Origin of the sequence: Thermococcus thermotolerans (assembly GCF_024707485.1) — an archaeon.
GTDB classification, from domain to species: Archaea; Methanobacteriota_B; Thermococci; order Thermococcales; family Thermococcaceae; genus Thermococcus; species Thermococcus thermotolerans.
Genome location: NZ_CP102602.1, coordinates 1003437 through 1018287 on the forward strand (window position 1 = coordinate 1003437; position 14851 = coordinate 1018287).

Genomic DNA, 14851 nt, shown 5'->3' on the forward strand with positions numbered 1-14851 from the left:
AAGAAGGAAATCAACCCTCAATTACCTTCTCTAGGAGCTCAAGTCCCAGGTTGAGGTACTCCTCGGCCTTCTCCTCGCTCTTCGCCTCACTGAAGACTCTGATTATCGGCTCCGTTCCGCTTGCCCTTACAAGAACCCAGCCGTCGGGGAATAGCACCTTGGTTCCGTCCGTGGTGTCCACGGTGTGGCCCCTCGCTTTGGCAAGCTCGGCGACCTTGGCAACTATAGCCTTCCTGTCTCCATCCACCTTTCTCTTCGTCTTGAACTGGTAGTACTTCGGCAGCTCATCTATCAGCTCGCTGAACTTCTTGCCTGATTTTGCGAAGATCTCGACTATCTTTGCCGTCGTCATCGCCCCGTCCCTGCCGAGGACGAAGTCCGGGAAGATAACGCCGCCGTTCTCCTCGCCACCGATAGTCCCGTCCTGCTCAAGGAGAGCCCTCGCCACGATGAGGTCTCCAACTTTGGTTCTCATGACTTCCGCGTTGTTTCTCTTGGCTATATCGTCGAGGAGGTTCGAGGTCGCGATGGTGGTAACTAGAAGGCCTCCCCCGTTTTCCTTCAGAACCGCGTCTGCAACAAGCGCAAAGGTCTTGTCGCCCTGTATGAGCCTGCCGTTCTCGTCTATGAACACAGCCCTGTCGGCGTCGCCGTCCTGGGCAACCCCAAAGTCGGCACCGAGGGCCTTTACAATTTCCATGAAACCCTTCAGGTTCTCCTCGTTCGGCTCCGGGTTTCTGGCCGGGAAGTGGCCGTCCGGATGGGCGTTGACGCTGACGACCCTGCATCCAAGCTCGCGCAGAAGGTACGGGAGGGTAAGGCTTCCGGCACCGTTGGAGGTGTCAACGACGACGAACGGGCGGCGCTTCTTTATTGCCTCGACGTCCACGCGAGCCTTTATCGCCTCGATGTAGGGCCTGATGATGTCTTCCTCCCTGACTTTACCTATCCCGTCCCATCTTGCCCTCTCAAAATCCTCATTGAAGAAAACTTCCTCAACTACCGCTTCCCTCTCCTTTTTCAGCCCCATACCGTTGGGTTCAAGCAGCTTTATGCCGTTGTACTCCGGCGGATTGTGACTGGCAGTTATAACTGCCCCGCCGTCGGCGTTGAAGTGGTTGGTGGCCCACTGGATTGCGGGTGTGGGGGCGAAGCCGACATCTATAACGTCGCAACCGACGCTGAGAAGGCCGCTTATAAGCGCGCCCTTGAGCATCTCCCCGCTGACGCGGGTGTCCATGCCAACCACTACCAGGGGTCTTTCCCTCCCCTCCCGTTTGAGCATCGTCCCGAAGGCCATGCCCATCTTTAGGGCAAACTCCGGGGTTATATCCTCGTTGGCAATTCCGCGGACACCGAAGGTACCGAACAGCCTCCCCATTGCAATCACCTCACATTAGAGCACTGGCGAAGTTGATTACCATCATCACGAAGATGTAGAGTCCGTAGACGAACGCCCCGGCCTGAATCAGAGAGACGAGTATCTTCAGAGGCTTCCACCTGCCTGAGAGCAGGGGCACGGGCATGCCTATCAGTATCGCGGCGAACAGGTAAACCACAGCGTTCTTTATAGCTGAATAGTCCACCGGTATGTTTATCTGCGGGTAGGTTATGGTGACCTCCTGTCCCTGGACTGTGAAGGTTATATCCGCGTTCTGTAGGCCAACGACGATTATGTAGGACATTATGAGCACAAATAGCAGAGTTGGCAGAAGGCTGAGCGAAAGGGAAGATATAGAGCTACTGAACCGCTCCCACTCATCCCCACAGTTCTTGACCCTCTCCTTCTTCTGCTCCTTCTCATCCTCAGCCATCATCACTCCCTCCCGAAATCGTCTTCAAAACGAACTATATCATCCTCATCCAGATACTCCCCGATCTGGGTCTCGATGACCTCAAGAACGACCTTGCCCGGGTTCTCAAGCCTGTGAACGACACCCGCGGGTATGAAGGTGCTCTCTCCTGGCCGGAGGAGAATTTCCTTCTCCCCGACGCGAACCTTTGCGGTGCCCCTGACGACGACCCAGTGCTCCGAGCGGTGGTAGTGCATCTGAAGGGAGAGCTTCTTGCCCGGCAGAACCGTCAGGCGCTTTATCTTGTATCTGTCTCCCTCCTCCAGAACGGTGTAGCTTCCCCAGGGCCTGTAGGCCGTCCTGTGGACCATTACGCGCTCATCGTTCATCTCCTTAAGGCGTTTGTAGACCTCCTTCACCCTCTGCCCTTCGCCGCGATGGGCAACGAGTAGGGCATCGTCGGTGTCTATGATAATGAGGTCTTCCACCCCTACCGTCGCCGTTAGACGGCTCGTCATCACAAGGTTGTTGCGGGAGTTAACGCCAACGTGGTAGCCCTTTCTGCCACCGACCTTGACGGCGTTCCCGCTCTCGTCCTTCTCCATTACCTCGTAGATGGCGTCGAAGCTACCCAGATCGTTCCAGTAGACGTTGAGGGGAACCACTGCTGCTCTGTCCGTCTTCTCCATGACGCCGTAGTCCACCGAGACCTCGGGAACCAGCTCGTAGGCCTTCTCAACGCTCTCGGCCTTTTCAAAGGCCTCGTAGACATCTGGGGCATGCTTCTTAACCTCTTCAATGAAAATCCGTGTGTCGAACATGAACATGCCGCTGTTCCAGTAGTAGCCGTTCTCAACGTAGCGCTTCGCCGTCTCAAGATCCGGCTTTTCCTTGAACTCCGCCACAAGGTAGCCACCCTCAAGCTTCTCCCCCGGTTTTATGTACCCGTAGCCGGTGTGCGGCTTGGTCGGCTTTACCCCAAAGGTCACGAGGTAGTCCCTGGCGAGCTTCTCCGCGTTTCTGAAGGCTTTTACATAGTTCTCGTTGGCGTCTATCAGGTGGTCCGATGGAAGCACGGCCACTACTGAGTCACCAAAGGCCTCCTCGATTCTTCGTATTCCCCAGAATATGGCCGGCAGGGTGTTCTTTCCTTTTGGCTCAAGGAGAATGTTGTCCTCTGGCAATTCAAGTCCCAGCTCCCTCAGGTCATCGAGAACGCGGAACCGGTACATATCGTTGGTGACCACAAAAATCTCGTCCGATTTGGAAAACGCAAGAGCCCTCTGGACGGTCTTCTGAAAGAGAGAGTACTCATCGAACATCCTTATGAACTGTTTGGGCATCAGCTCCCTGCTGAGGGGCCACAGCCTCGTTCCCTTCCCTCCAGCCAGAATCAGAGTCTTCATAACACCACCTCCAGTAGTTCGTCGATCGAGCTTATATTTTTAGCCCCTCCATGCCTGCGGGTTCCAATGAGAAAGGCATGGTCGACAACGTCGAGGAGAGGGAAATCGTTCTCCCCATCGCCCACGGCGTAGCTTTCGACCCTGTCAAGGCGGGAGTACAGCTTCAGCAGTTCCACGGCGGCGCGCCCCTTATCGGTGCTCCCTGTTACACCTGTGAACCTGCTGCCCTGCGATACCCTGAGACCCCTCCCGGAAAGCAACTCCTCGAAACCCGGTCTTTCCCATGCAAATATCGTCTCGCTGTAGTCCCGCCTCATTGCAAGCCTCGCCAGATTCTCTGGCAACCCTGTAAATGCCATGACTTCTTCAAGCGTGCAGTTTCCGTAATACCTGAGGCCGTATTCGGGCGCTAGGGAGTCAAGGATGCGTTTTATACGGCCGTACTTCTCTCCCAGTTCAATGAGGATGTACTTGCCCCGCCTCCTTCCGGAAACGTCAAATGGGAAGTAGCCCTTCGGAATCACGATGGCACTTCCGTTCTCGACTATGAACGGACCCTCCAGCCCCCAGGCTTCCCTGTAGTACTCCTGCTCCGCGAGCGTCTTCGATGAGTTGAGCACAACCTCAAAGCCCGCGTTGATGAGGGATTGGAGAACTGACTCAGCCGGCTCAGGCGAGTAGTCGTCACCGAGCAGGGTTCTGTCGAGGTCTAGGAAGATCACCCTCATCCTCACACCTCGAAGCGCAGGAGCGTTTCGGCATTGTCTTCGAGGGTTTTCATCCACTGGTTCACGTTTATGTTCTCGATTGGGGGCATGATTCTGGGTTTCGGCGGCTCTTCATTCTCGCTGATGAGGCCGTGAAGGCGTAGCTCCTGAAGGATTCTCTGCCTGAGGCTCTCCGTGGCAAGTTCGGAGTGATAAATCGCCCCGAGGGAGCTCAGGATCATGTTCCTGACGTGCTCTTTCCCCTTGTCCTCATGGAGGTGGGGGTTGAGGGTTTCTATCTGGAAGACCTCGACTCCCTGGTCATAGACGTCCGTGTGGGGGTCTCTGCCCCACCTGCCAAAGGTCTCGAAGAGGTACACCAGTTCGAAGGGCTCTATCGAGTACCCGGTCGAGAACGGCATGATTTCCGCCAGTTTCAGTGTCATCGCATGCTCCCCGGCGTTTCCCGTGACTATGATATTGGTCTCAAAGTTGGTTGCCACGCCGAAGAGGGCGTTCATATACCTGTTGGTTATCTCGCTCACGCGCCCCCACTTCTTGAAGTAGAGCCCCTTGGTGCTGACCTTTGGCTTGTGCCTCCAGCTCAGGCGAACCATCGCATATTCGCTCTCGCTCATCAGAAAGCCAGCCGCGTAGTCCTTCACGTACTCGTTGACCGAACCGGGAATGTAGTTGTCTGCATCAACAAAGCCCACGTATTTGGCCCCGATTGCCTTGGCAATGAGTATCCCTATGAGCATTCCCTCCCCCTTGCCGCTCCTAACGGCGCCTTTTTCATCGAGCACCTCGGTGTATCCAGCCTCCCTGAATGCCGCGGCAATGCCGCTGTCTTTCTGATGGATCATTATTATGCGCGACCGGGTCAGGTTGTAGAAGTGCTTGACCAGGTCAACCTCCTGCTTGAAGAGATTTGGTCCCTCCCTCTTGCTGTTGGAGACTATTATTATCGGGCACTGATGGGGTATCGCCTTCAGAACTCCGTCCACCAGCTGAAGCTTTTCGTTCTTCATAGGAATCACTATGGCCATGTCCTCAAGTATACCGTAGATGTCCTCCCTCGGCACGTTGGTGACGGTAAAGCTCCCCACGTCCCGCGTCTGCGTGTCCAGCTTAATGACCTTCTGAACCTCGTAAATCTCAACGGCCCCGAACAGCTCCTTGTAAACCGGAGCCTCCAAAAGCAAACCAACCACCCCGCGATAATTTTCGAAGATGAAAAGGAAATCCCGTAAAAATTTTGGGAACACAAAATAAAAAGGTTTGTTTTACGGACGCAGTGCAAACTCACCGACGAAGGCCGAGCTCGATATTGTATCGCCGATTCCCACGGTGGACTTTGGCTTTTTCACTATCCTCGTTGGGACGAACGAAAGCTGGTAACCATCGACGTCGGCAATGCCGTTCTTCATGCCGTACTTCTCTTCAAGAACTGCCTCCACTGTCTTTGCCTTCTCGTTCACCGGGACGTTCATGGCCTTAACCACATCGCCTATGGAACGAACATCCCCGAGCTTTGCCTTGGCGGCGGCCGCTAAAGCCGCAAAGAGCAGCGCATCTCTAACGAACTCGCCCTTATAGGCAGTCAGTGCCAGGTAGTAGCCGTAGGTGTGGAAGTGTACCCTCTTCACCCCAGTTCTCTCGGCAAGTTTGAGCATCGCCTCAGTCACAGCGAGCGGATCAACAGGGTCGTGGGCGAGGAGCTTTTTCGCTAGGGGCTTTTCTCCCACAACCTCCATTATGGACGCAAGCTCCACCTCATTGAGGCCGATGCTGTGGAATGAGCCGAGCACATCAACGAGGGCTTTTCTGACCGTTTCATCTGCTGTGAAGGCGAACTCAAGGTGGACGGGGATGTTTCTTCTTTCCAGAACATCCAGATGCCGCTTCATCTCTTCAAAAGGCTCTCGGTAGTTCTTCTTCGTGAGCGCCTGAAGGCCGCTGATGATGGCGAGCCGGGCGTTTGAGGCTATCTCCTCAAAATGCTCGGTGAACTCGGGTCTTATGTACACGTTCGGGTTGTAGTCGTCAGCCGAGCCTATGAAGCGGTTCTCCCTCGGTGCCTCGAAGTCAAAGGCCCTGAACCCGCGCGGGAACTCGTAGATGTAGTGGATGCAGTTCTCCTCGTCCCCGACGAAGTCCTTCGGGTGGACGAGCCTGAGCTTTCCATCTTCGGTCTTGGGGACATAAATCGGCCCGTCCTTGAAGAGCTCCGCCTGGAGCCTTGACAGCTGGGGAACGTGAGCTATAACCGGAACACCGTAGACTCCACCGAGGAGGTTGGCCATTATTCCAACCTGGCCGCCCATCCTCAGCTCGTCCCAGCCCCAGCGCTTCATGTAGAACCTGACGGTGCAGCTCTCCACGAAGAGTTCCGCGGCCTTGCCCCGGCGGACGCTCCAGAGGATTCCGCCGAGGAGGTGCTCAAGGGAGGTTATCTTCTCGGGGATCTCGTCAGAGTACCTCATGACTTCATCTTTCCCCACACTATTTATCCGGCGCTCAAGGTCTCTGGAGTCAAGGTACTTTATGGCGTCGATGTTCGTGTTGTATGCGAGAAGAACACCTCCAACATTCCCGATGTTCCCGCGAACTTTATCGAAGGCCGATGAGTAGAGAGCGTCCCAGGACATTGTATCACCGGGAGTGATGTAACCGTTGAAAGTTAATAAGGGTTGCGGTGAGAAAAGGAAAATTAAGAGTTCACCCCTTCCATCTCGGGTTGTCCACAACCTTGACTTCGCCGTTCTCCCCGATGACCAGCTTGGAGAAGCCTTTCTCGGCTATGCTCCCGTAGTCGTGGCCCGCATCGGCGGGATAAATTGCCAGGAAGATGAACGGTTCATCGCCCGTGTTGACGGTTCTGTGTGCCCAGTAGGGGGGAACGTAGACAACCGTTCCGGGCTTCATCTCTATCCATTCTGCCTTTCCTTCCGGGGTCTGGAGGAGCATTCCGCCCTTCCCCTTGATGCCGTAATATATCTCTGCCCTGTCCGCCTTGGAGTGATAGTGTCCCTTGGTGAAGAAGAACTCCTTGCCAACTTTGCCCGGGTAGAGAACCGTCGTGGCGAAGTTCAGGTCTCCGTCTTTCTCTTCCTGCTCAATCGCATAAACCTCGTAGACGACCGGGTTTTCCTTGAGGAGCTCGCTGTAGGCATCTTCATCGATGAAGTAACCCTTCAAATCGCTCAGCCTTCTGACGAGCCTTTTGGCGCCGGGTATAACCCCGGTTTCGAGGTCAATATCAACACCGAGCGGATTCTTGTACTCCATGGGGAACCACCGTGATAAAAGTGAGGGTGGGCCTATTTAACCTTTCCCTTCTATATCACCGGGAGTGTTACACCAGCCTGAAGAGTAGGTAGGCGACTCCGATAGATACAGCCCAAGCTCCAGCGTTCCAGCGGACGACCTTCGAGCCGTCCAGCGGTGGGAACGGGAGCAGGTTGAAGAACGCCAGCCACAGGTTGACGGTTGCCGTCGTCCTGAAAACCCACCAGAGGGCCGTAAACGGGTGGGAGGTTCTCAAAAAAACCAGTGCAACTGCACCAACGGCTATGTTGGTCAGCGGGCCGGCGAGGGCTATCCTTCCGAAGGCCTCCCTGGAATCAACGGCGTAGGGGGCATAGACCTGAACAGCACCGAGGGCGGCAAATATCCACGCCGTTCCTGTAAGGAGCCGGGTCGCTATGCCAACAAGGAGGGCGAGGAGTATACCCGTCTCCCAGCGTTTGTAGTATGCCCTGTAGCCGTAGTGCCGCGCCACCTGCCTGTGGGCGAGTTCATGAAAGAGGAAAGCCGTCAGAACCGCCACGGCCGCGTAAGGGAGGGAGTAAGGATCAAAGTTGGAAAACAGCAGAGTGAGGACTAGAAAAGAAATCAGCAGGTCTTCGATCTCCCTCCTCCGAGCATCCCGGGGTTTATTCACGGTGCGCCAGAGTTCGTAGTTCATCAGAACGCCCCGCGGGGAGGTTCACCTGCCCTTTACTTCAATCTTCTTACCGATTACGAGCTCTGCCGCCTTAACGGCCGCGCCGCCGCTCCCGACGGCTATCCTCACCTGATCCTCCGGGACGTAAACGACTATCTTGTCCTCAAGCTCCTCGATTTCAAGAATCTTGACGTTGAGCATCTTTTCGAGTCTGTCCTTCATGGTGGATCCCCAAGAATGCTGGGACTCTTTCAAATATAAAAGTAACGAATCAGTCGAAGTCCCAGATGGTTCTGCCCTTATAGAACATCATGACGTACCCGCAGTTCATGCAGATGACGATCTTCACCTTGTGGGCGGTAAAGCCCCATTTGCTGTCTATCTTACCCTCCTCAACCTTGAAGTCCGTTCCCCCGCAGAGCGGGCAGACCAGATGCCTCCTTTCCATCATACCACCCCCGCAGTCCAGTAGGGCGAGAGGAATCCCCTTTCCCCGACTCTATCGAGAAGATGCTCAATTCCCGGCTTGTGGCCGAGGCCGACAACGGCTATGACCTTCGGCCTCTTAACCCCCTGGAGCTTGAGGTTTTCGACTATTGAAATGAGGTTTCTCGCCATGACCTCGTTGCGTTCCTCCACCAGAACGCGATAGAGGTAGGGGTATCTCCTCCGGAATTGAACCATCATGACCCTGTATTCGGCCATGGGGTCTGAAGCCTGACCGCTTTTAACCGGGAGGAAAAGGCCCAGCGCTTCCAGGGCCATGAGGAGCTTCTCCCTTCCCGGTGCGGCGAGAATCTTTGAGAGTATGAGGTTTATGTCCTCGTCTATGAGGTAGAGGGGAACACCCAAACTCTGGGCGGCGTTTATAGCGGCTTTCATTTCCTCCCCCGGCTTCATCCCAAACTCCTCTCCGAGCTTCTCCTCGACCTTGGCCAAAACGTAGTTTATCAATCCCTTCCTGCCGAAGCGCAGTGATTCCTCCAAAGTTAACCGCCGGTTTTCGTTCATGGCTAGGAAGCGGGCTCTGTCGAGCTCTATAGCGACAGCATGGGGCTTTTCAGTGAGTATAGTCCTGATTACCTCCTCCCTGCTCTTCGGCGAAACGTGCATTGTGCCTATAAGCTTAACGTAGCGCAGGTAGCTCATCCTCTCTCCTCCAGGAGGTTCCCCAGCTCCCAGGAGCCGGATTTGAAGGTTATAACGTCGAAGTCCCTCGGGACGATGAAATCCACCCCAAAATCCCTGCATATCCGCGAGGCCTCGTTCAGGTATTCGCCGTAGGTGTAGCGGAAGGCCCTGTGAAAGAGGGCAAGGAGCTTGACCTTGGCCTTTTTAGCGACCTCACAGGCCTCCTCCACCGTCGAGTGGTAGCTGTCGCCCCTGTGGGCTGGATCCAGATAGGTGGCCTCATGGATTAGAAGGTCAGCCCTCTCAGCGAAGAGCCTGACCCTTTCAGCGGGCTCGGTGTCGCCGGTGTAGACGACCTTAACCCCCTTTCTCCTCGGCCCTGTGACGTCCTCAAGGTAAATAGTTTTCCCGTTCCACTCTATTTTACCTTCACGCTCAAGCTTCCCGAGTATCGGCCCCTCGCTCAGGCCGTATTCCCTTAACTTCTCCGGCAGGAACTTCCCGCGCCGGTCTTTTTCCTTAAATACGTAGCCAAGAGCCGGAACCCCGTGCTCGACCTTGAAGCTCCAGATTTCATAGTCACCAAACTTTAGGCGGGTTTCCCCGAGCTCGTGGACGTGTATATCGAAGCCCGGCCTGAAGAAGCCGCTGTTGAGGAAGTGCTGGACGAACTCGAAGGTGTATTTGGGGCCGTAGATGTGGAGGGGCTTTTCCCTGTCCCACAGGTTCATCGTCTGGATCAGCGCGGCTAAACCGAGGTAGTGGTCGCCGTGGAAGTGGGTGATGAAGATCTTTTCCACCTTCATGGGACTGAGCTTCGCCGTGTTCATCTGCCTCATCGTGCCCTCTCCGACGTCGAAGAGCATGATTTCCCCCTGGTATCTAAGCGCTATGGCCGGGACGTTTCTCTCCCGGGTGGGCATTATGCCGCCCGTGCCGAGGAAAACCACTTCAAGCATGTTCTTAGTTCACGCGCACTGATTAAAAACCTAATCCCACCAAATCGTTAAATACCCCCAGAGGGCTAATTATTCTGAGGTGTTGGGCATGGAGGAGATTCTGAAGGCAATCGAGGAAAAGGACTGCAAAAAAGTTGCAACCCTTCTGTACCACAGGGTTGACGAGCTGGGCGACGAGGAGCTTAAAGAAGCCCTCGAAAAGGCCGAAAAGCTCGCCCTGGAGTGTGGTGATTTCGAACTATACAAGCTCACCGTTTACTACTTCCACGAGCTTCTCGGTGTGAACAAGCTGAGCGAGTTTGAAAAGATGGCTGAGGAGAGGGACACCTTTGAGGTAAAGTTCGAGCTGGCCGACCTCTACTATCTCATAGGTGAGCTGGAGAAGAGCCTCGAACTCTACAGGGCACTGCTTGAAGAGGAGACAGAGAAGGGGAACAAGGAGAACATAGCGAAAATCTACTACGCCATGGCGCTCATCCACGAAGAACTCCAGGAGTATGAGAAGGCCATAGGGCTCATGGAAAAGGCGGAGGAGATATACCGCGAACTCAAAAACGAGGACGAGGTTCTGAGGATAGCCATCCACAAGGCCTACGTTCTCTTCGAATCCGGGGAAACCTACGAGGCAAAGGCCATGCTCGCGGGTATTCTGCCGAAGGTCCTGAACAAGAGCGACCTTCTCGTTGAGATACACCTCAGCTTCGAGGAGATATTCGAGGAGGACGAGAACTACGACGCGGCACTTCAGGAGTGCCTCTACGCGCTCATCCATGCAAAGGGAACGGATTACGAGGATATCGCCTTCGGCTCGCTGATGGACGTCCTCTGGCAGCTGTTCCTTGAGGACGACTTCGAGACGGTCTACCTGCACATGGACATGTTCGCAAGAGCCCTTCCTAAGCTGGCGGACTTCTTCGAGGCCGTGAAGGCGATAGCCCTGTACAAGGATGGAAAGATTGAGGCCGAGGAGGCCGGAAAGGCCATAGAAAAGGTCAAGGATCCGCGCCTGCTGGACCTTCTTGAGTTCCTCGGAGAGGCCGAGATGTGACCCCGGTTCAAAAGAAGACCGATGGTCCCCATGGAACGGAAAACCAAAACCGCCGTTCTCCTTTCATTTCTATCCCCGTTCTTCGCAGAGGTGCTGAGCGGTTCTACCCCTCCTCTGGAGGCCCTCCTAAACCCCCTAGCATTCCCGCTCCTGTGGGCCTACTACGGTGCTGGCGTTCTCCTTATCAGAGAAGCCTGGGTTCGGTGGGGGAGGAACTACCTGAGGCTCATGCTCCTCGGCTTTGCCTATGGAATCATCGAAGAGGGACTCGTCATAAAGTCCTGGTTCAACCCGAAGTGGCCCGACCTAGGAATACTGGGTAGTTATGGAAGAGCCTGAGGGGTCAACACCGTCTGGGCCGTGTGGCTGACTATATTCCACTCCCTGATGAGCATAGCGGTTCCAATAATGGTGATTGATGCCCTCTATCCGGAGTTCCGGAACGAGAGTCTTCTCGGAAAGCGGGGAATCCTGCTTACATCAGCGTCGTTTCTGCTGTCCGGTGCAGTGTTCTTCGCAGTCCTGGGCTCCTACAGGGCGCCGGCACTCCAGTACATCCTCACGGTAATCCTCATGATGGCCCTGCTCCTGCTGGCCAGGAAGATAAAACGAGAGGCCCTCTTTGATGGAGCATTTCCTGGGAGACACCCGTTCCTCTACGGCCTCTCGGTGTCCGTTATCCTGTTTTTGATATTCATCGCCCTCCCGCACTCCCTAATGCCCCCGGCCATAACGTCCCTCCTGGGACTGCTCGTGACGCTACACTTCTACTCAATGCCTTCCCACCTGGACGAAAGGGGGAAGTACGCCCTAGCCATTGGCTTTCTGGCATTCTGGTTCGTGCCCTACGACATAATCCTTGAGCTCAACGGCATGAGGGGTGAGGCCCTTCTGGGCGTTGGTACCTTCGCCCTTCTTGCGTGGAAGCTGAAGAAAATGAGAGCCAGTGAACCCGAGGTTTGAAACCAGTTCATTTTTAAGAGCGTGACTCTAAAACCTAGAGGAGGGATTGAAAATGCACGAGTGGGCACTGGCAGATGGTATAGTTAGAACAGCCCTTGATTACGCCCAGAAGGAAGGGGCAACAAAGCTCCTCGCAATAAGAGTCGTCCTCGGAGAGCTCCAGGACGTCAACGCCGAAATAGTCGAGTTCGCAATGAAGGAGCTCCTAAAGGGGACGATAGGAGAGGGAGCGGAGATAGAGTTCGTCGAGGAGGAAGCCCTTTTTAAGTGCCGTGACTGCGGTCACGAGTGGAAGCTGAAGGACGTCAAAGAAAGCTTCGATGAGCGCATAAAGGAGGACATACACTTCATCCCGGAGGTCGTCCACGCCTTCCTCGCCTGTCCGAAGTGCGGGAGCAGGGACTTTGAGGTTCTCCAGGGGAGAGGAGTCTACATAAGCGGCATAAGGGTGGAAAAGGAGGGTGAGGCATGATCGTTGACCCGCGCGTCAAGGGCATCGAGGGAAGGCTTGAGAAGGTGAAGCGCATAATCCCCGTCGTCAGCGGGAAGGGTGGTGTAGGAAAGTCCCTTGTCTCCACCACGCTGGCCCTCGTCCTGGCCGAGAAGGGTTACAAGGTCGGCCTCCTTGACCTCGACTTCCACGGCGCGAGCGACCACGTGATTCTGGGCTTCGAGCCGAAGGAGTTCCCGGAGGAGGAGTACGGCGTAATCCCTCCGACAGTTCATGGAATAAAGTTCATGAGCATCGTCTACTACTCCGAGGACAAACCCACCCCCATGAGGGGCATGGAGATAAGCGACGCCCTCATCGAGCTCCTCGCCATAACGCGCTGGGACGAGCTGGACTACCTCATCATAGACATGCCTCCCGGCCTCGGCGACCAGTTCCTCGACGTGTTGCGCTTCCTCAAGAGGGGCGAGTTCCTCGTCGTTGCAACGCCATCGAAGCTCTCCATTAACGTCGTTGAGAAGCTTTTGACCCTGCTCAGGGAAAGGGGATACAGAATACTCGGAATCGTCGAGAACCTCAGGCTGGACGATGAGAAGGGCATAGAGGAACTGGCGAAAAGGTTCAACGTGCCCTACCTAACAGGCGTACCCATGTACAGGGACTTGGAGGAGAAGATAGGGAAACCGGAGGAGCTGCTGAAGACGGAGTTCGCGGAGGGGATAAGGGAGGTTGCTCAGAAGATCTGAGCCGACCAAGGGTTTTTCTTTTATTAAATTCAAAATTCTGCGTGGTGGGGTGTTGAGATGGAACTCTCTGACCTCCTCAAAAACGCCGAAAGGGTGGTAATCTGCGGCATAGGGAACGACGTTAGGGGCGACGATGCCTTCGGAGTAATCGTCGCAGAGAGGCTGAAAGAGCTCGTAAAAAACCCGAACGTCCTCGTCCTGAACTGCGGAGAGGTTCCGGAAAGCTACACCGGAAAGATAGTGGAGTTCAAACCCGATCTGGTGGTCTTCGTTGATGCAGTTGACTTCGGCGGTGAGCACGGGGAGCTCATTATAGCCGACCCGGAGGGGACGCTGGGAGATGCCGTCTCAACGCACAGCCTGCCGCTGAGGGTGCTCGTGGGATACCTGAAGTCCAGAACGGGTGCAGGGTTTGTCCTTATAGGATGTCAGCCAAAGGTTCTGGGCCTCTTCCAGGAGCCGAGCAAGGTAATCATCGAAAGGGCGGAGGTCTTGGCGGAGTCCCTGGCAGGCCTCCTCAACGGTGTGACCCACTGACCTCCTCTCAGATGAGGGCGAGGCTTTCAAAAGAAAATGTAAAGCTTGGTGTCCCTGCAGGCGGCCGGTTCATCCTCCTTTGTCCCTCCCCGGCCCGAAGACGGGAGAAAAGTGCAGCGAGACTAAAAAGGCGGTTAATAACTCAAAGGAAGGTGTTGCTGAGCTTTTTCAGGTCTTCCTTCCTGTTGACGTTGAAGAGGCTGAGAATCCACTCCTCCGGAACGGACTCAAGGCCGAGGTAGCAGGCGTCCGTAGACCGGATAGCCCTGTTCAGGGCGTAGTCGCCGTCTTCAATCCTTTGCTCAAGCACTGATTGGAATTCAGCCGGATACACCGCATGGAGCGGTTCAAGGTAGCCGTTTTCCCACCTTGGGACGCATATTCTTCTCCCGCTTCTCTCGAACCGGGCGATTATGTAATCAACGAATTCGGGAACTATTAGGGGCATGTCGCCGGCGACTATGAAGGCATCTCCCAGCCCCAGCGCCGTGTAGACGCCGCTTATTGGGCCCAGGAGCATCCTGTCAACCACCACCCGGTAGCCCAGCTCCTCCAGCGCGCGGGCGTTTTCGGGGGAGGCAACAACCACCACCTCGTCAATGCCCTCCGCAAGGGAGAGGCGCTCGAGGGCGTGCTGTATGAGGGGAGCTCCATTTACCCTGAAGAGTAGCTTATCCCCGCCGAAGCGCCTGCCCCTGCCGCCGGCCAGCACCGCCCCTATCATCGGCCACCACTTTCCTCCTCGTCGAGGGATATGTACTCTATCGTGCTTATGTATTTGACGTACTCGATTGTCCTCTCTGGATTGAACATGTCTCGAATCAGGTTCTGGAAGTAGTCCTCCCTGTCATAGGCGACCTCGTACGCCTTCACCACGTCCATAAATGACGAATGAAAGTTCTCCGCCTCCTCACGGACGTAAAGCTCGAAGGCGACGAAGTATCCAAACTCCCTCTCAACGGGCTCTTTTATGTTCTCGATGAAGTCCGCGACCCTGTTTATCTTGACCGGGTCGTACGGCTCGTCTATTATAACCAGAACGTCGATTTCATTAAGTTCCCCCTTGAGGTGGGCACCGTAGAATATGACCGAGAGCAGGTTGTCTCCGTAGAACTCCATTATCCTCCGGAGGAGGCTCTCCTTTGCCGCTTCTATGCTCAT

The 14851-nt window shown here is 55.2% G+C and carries 20 protein-coding genes; 6 read left to right on the forward strand and 14 right to left on the reverse strand.

Features of this window, described 5'->3' with window-relative positions; all coding sequences use genetic code 11:
- Positions 1–10: 10 nt before the first annotated feature.
- The 12 genes from glmM to NUS69_RS05815 all read right to left on the reverse strand — a co-directional run bounded on the left by glmM (position 11) and on the right by NUS69_RS05815 (position 9945).
- Positions 11–1381 carry a phosphoglucosamine mutase gene (gene glmM / locus NUS69_RS05760; protein ID WP_258084804.1) on the reverse strand — a complete coding sequence of 457 codons (1371 nt, stop codon included), beginning with the start codon at positions 1379–1381 and terminating at the stop codon, positions 11–13.
- Between the two features lie 10 nt (positions 1382–1391).
- Positions 1392–1817: a hypothetical protein gene (locus NUS69_RS05765; protein ID WP_258084805.1), complete on the reverse strand. Its 426-nt coding sequence runs from the start codon at positions 1815–1817 to the stop codon at positions 1392–1394.
- Positions 1817–3199 (reverse strand): mannose-1-phosphate guanylyltransferase/mannose-6-phosphate isomerase, encoded by a 1383-nt coding sequence (locus NUS69_RS05770; protein ID WP_258084806.1) that lies wholly within the window; start codon positions 3197–3199, stop codon positions 1817–1819. Before NUS69_RS05770 ends, NUS69_RS05765 begins: the two co-directional genes overlap by 1 nt.
- On the reverse strand, positions 3196–3927 hold the full coding sequence (mpgP, locus tag NUS69_RS05775) for a mannosyl-3-phosphoglycerate phosphatase (RefSeq protein WP_258084807.1): 732 nt from the start codon (positions 3925–3927) through the stop codon (positions 3196–3198). Before mpgP ends, NUS69_RS05770 begins: the two co-directional genes overlap by 4 nt.
- Before the next feature lie 2 nt (positions 3928–3929).
- The gene (gene mpgS, locus NUS69_RS05780; protein ID WP_258084808.1) at positions 3930–5111 is read right to left on the reverse strand and encodes a mannosyl-3-phosphoglycerate synthase; all 1182 of its coding nucleotides are present in this window, start codon (positions 5109–5111) and stop codon (positions 3930–3932) included.
- An 81-nt stretch (positions 5112–5192) separates the two neighbouring features.
- Positions 5193–6557, reverse strand: coding sequence for an ADP-specific glucokinase (locus NUS69_RS05785; protein WP_258084809.1), 1365 nt, complete (start codon positions 6555–6557; stop codon positions 5193–5195).
- 70 nt (positions 6558–6627) lie between these two features.
- Positions 6628–7197: a glucose-6-phosphate isomerase gene (gene pgiA / locus NUS69_RS05790; RefSeq protein WP_258084810.1), complete on the reverse strand. Its 570-nt coding sequence runs from the start codon at positions 7195–7197 to the stop codon at positions 6628–6630.
- A 67-nt stretch (positions 7198–7264) separates the two neighbouring features.
- Entirely contained in the window at positions 7265–7876 is a 612-nt protein-coding gene (locus NUS69_RS05795; protein WP_258084811.1) for a site-2 protease family protein, read from the reverse strand.
- A 21-nt stretch (positions 7877–7897) separates the two neighbouring features.
- Positions 7898–8077 carry a KH domain-containing protein gene (locus NUS69_RS05800; protein ID WP_139680288.1) on the reverse strand — a complete coding sequence of 60 codons (180 nt, stop codon included), beginning with the start codon at positions 8075–8077 and terminating at the stop codon, positions 7898–7900.
- Between the two features lie 49 nt (positions 8078–8126).
- A complete protein-coding gene (locus NUS69_RS05805; RefSeq protein WP_258084982.1) occupies positions 8127–8303 on the reverse strand; it encodes a Lar family restriction alleviation protein in 177 nt (58 codons plus the stop codon).
- Positions 8303–9004 carry a TraB domain-containing protein gene (locus tag NUS69_RS05810; protein WP_258084812.1) on the reverse strand — a complete coding sequence of 234 codons (702 nt, stop codon included), beginning with the start codon at positions 9002–9004 and terminating at the stop codon, positions 8303–8305. The genes NUS69_RS05805 and NUS69_RS05810 overlap by 1 nt, the downstream gene beginning before the upstream one ends.
- The gene (locus NUS69_RS05815) at positions 9001–9945 is read right to left on the reverse strand and encodes a ribonuclease Z (protein ID WP_258084813.1); all 945 of its coding nucleotides are present in this window, start codon (positions 9943–9945) and stop codon (positions 9001–9003) included. The genes NUS69_RS05810 and NUS69_RS05815 overlap by 4 nt, the downstream gene beginning before the upstream one ends.
- Positions 9946–10033: 88 nt before the next feature.
- Between NUS69_RS05815 and NUS69_RS05820 the strand changes: the two genes are divergently transcribed.
- The 6 genes from NUS69_RS05820 (at position 10034) to NUS69_RS05845 (ending at position 13690) form a co-directional block, all read left to right on the forward strand.
- Complete coding sequence (locus NUS69_RS05820; RefSeq protein WP_258084814.1) at positions 10034–10993, forward strand: tetratricopeptide repeat protein; 960 nt, start codon at positions 10034–10036, stop codon at positions 10991–10993.
- A 30-nt stretch (positions 10994–11023) separates the two neighbouring features.
- Complete coding sequence (locus NUS69_RS05825) at positions 11024–11332, forward strand: hypothetical protein (RefSeq protein ID WP_258084815.1); 309 nt, start codon at positions 11024–11026, stop codon at positions 11330–11332.
- Between the two features lie 69 nt (positions 11333–11401).
- Complete coding sequence (locus NUS69_RS05830) at positions 11402–11956, forward strand: hypothetical protein (protein WP_258084816.1); 555 nt, start codon at positions 11402–11404, stop codon at positions 11954–11956.
- 52 nt (positions 11957–12008) lie between these two features.
- A complete protein-coding gene (hypA, locus tag NUS69_RS05835; protein WP_258084817.1) occupies positions 12009–12428 on the forward strand; it encodes a hydrogenase nickel incorporation protein HypA in 420 nt (139 codons plus the stop codon).
- A complete protein-coding gene (locus tag NUS69_RS05840) occupies positions 12428–13153 on the forward strand; it encodes an Mrp/NBP35 family ATP-binding protein (RefSeq protein WP_407704654.1) in 726 nt (241 codons plus the stop codon). The genes hypA and NUS69_RS05840 overlap by 1 nt, the downstream gene beginning before the upstream one ends.
- Positions 13154–13210: 57 nt before the next feature.
- Positions 13211–13690: a hydrogenase 3 maturation endopeptidase HyCI gene (locus tag NUS69_RS05845; protein ID WP_258084819.1), complete on the forward strand. Its 480-nt coding sequence runs from the start codon at positions 13211–13213 to the stop codon at positions 13688–13690.
- A gap of 142 nt (positions 13691–13832) precedes the next feature.
- Here NUS69_RS05845 and mobA read toward each other — a convergent pair whose 3' ends face one another.
- The gene (gene mobA, locus NUS69_RS05850) at positions 13833–14414 is read right to left on the reverse strand and encodes a molybdenum cofactor guanylyltransferase MobA (RefSeq protein WP_258084820.1); all 582 of its coding nucleotides are present in this window, start codon (positions 14412–14414) and stop codon (positions 13833–13835) included.
- On the reverse strand, positions 14411–14851 hold the full coding sequence (locus tag NUS69_RS05855) for a nucleotidyltransferase (protein ID WP_258084821.1): 441 nt from the start codon (positions 14849–14851) through the stop codon (positions 14411–14413). Before NUS69_RS05855 ends, mobA begins: the two co-directional genes overlap by 4 nt.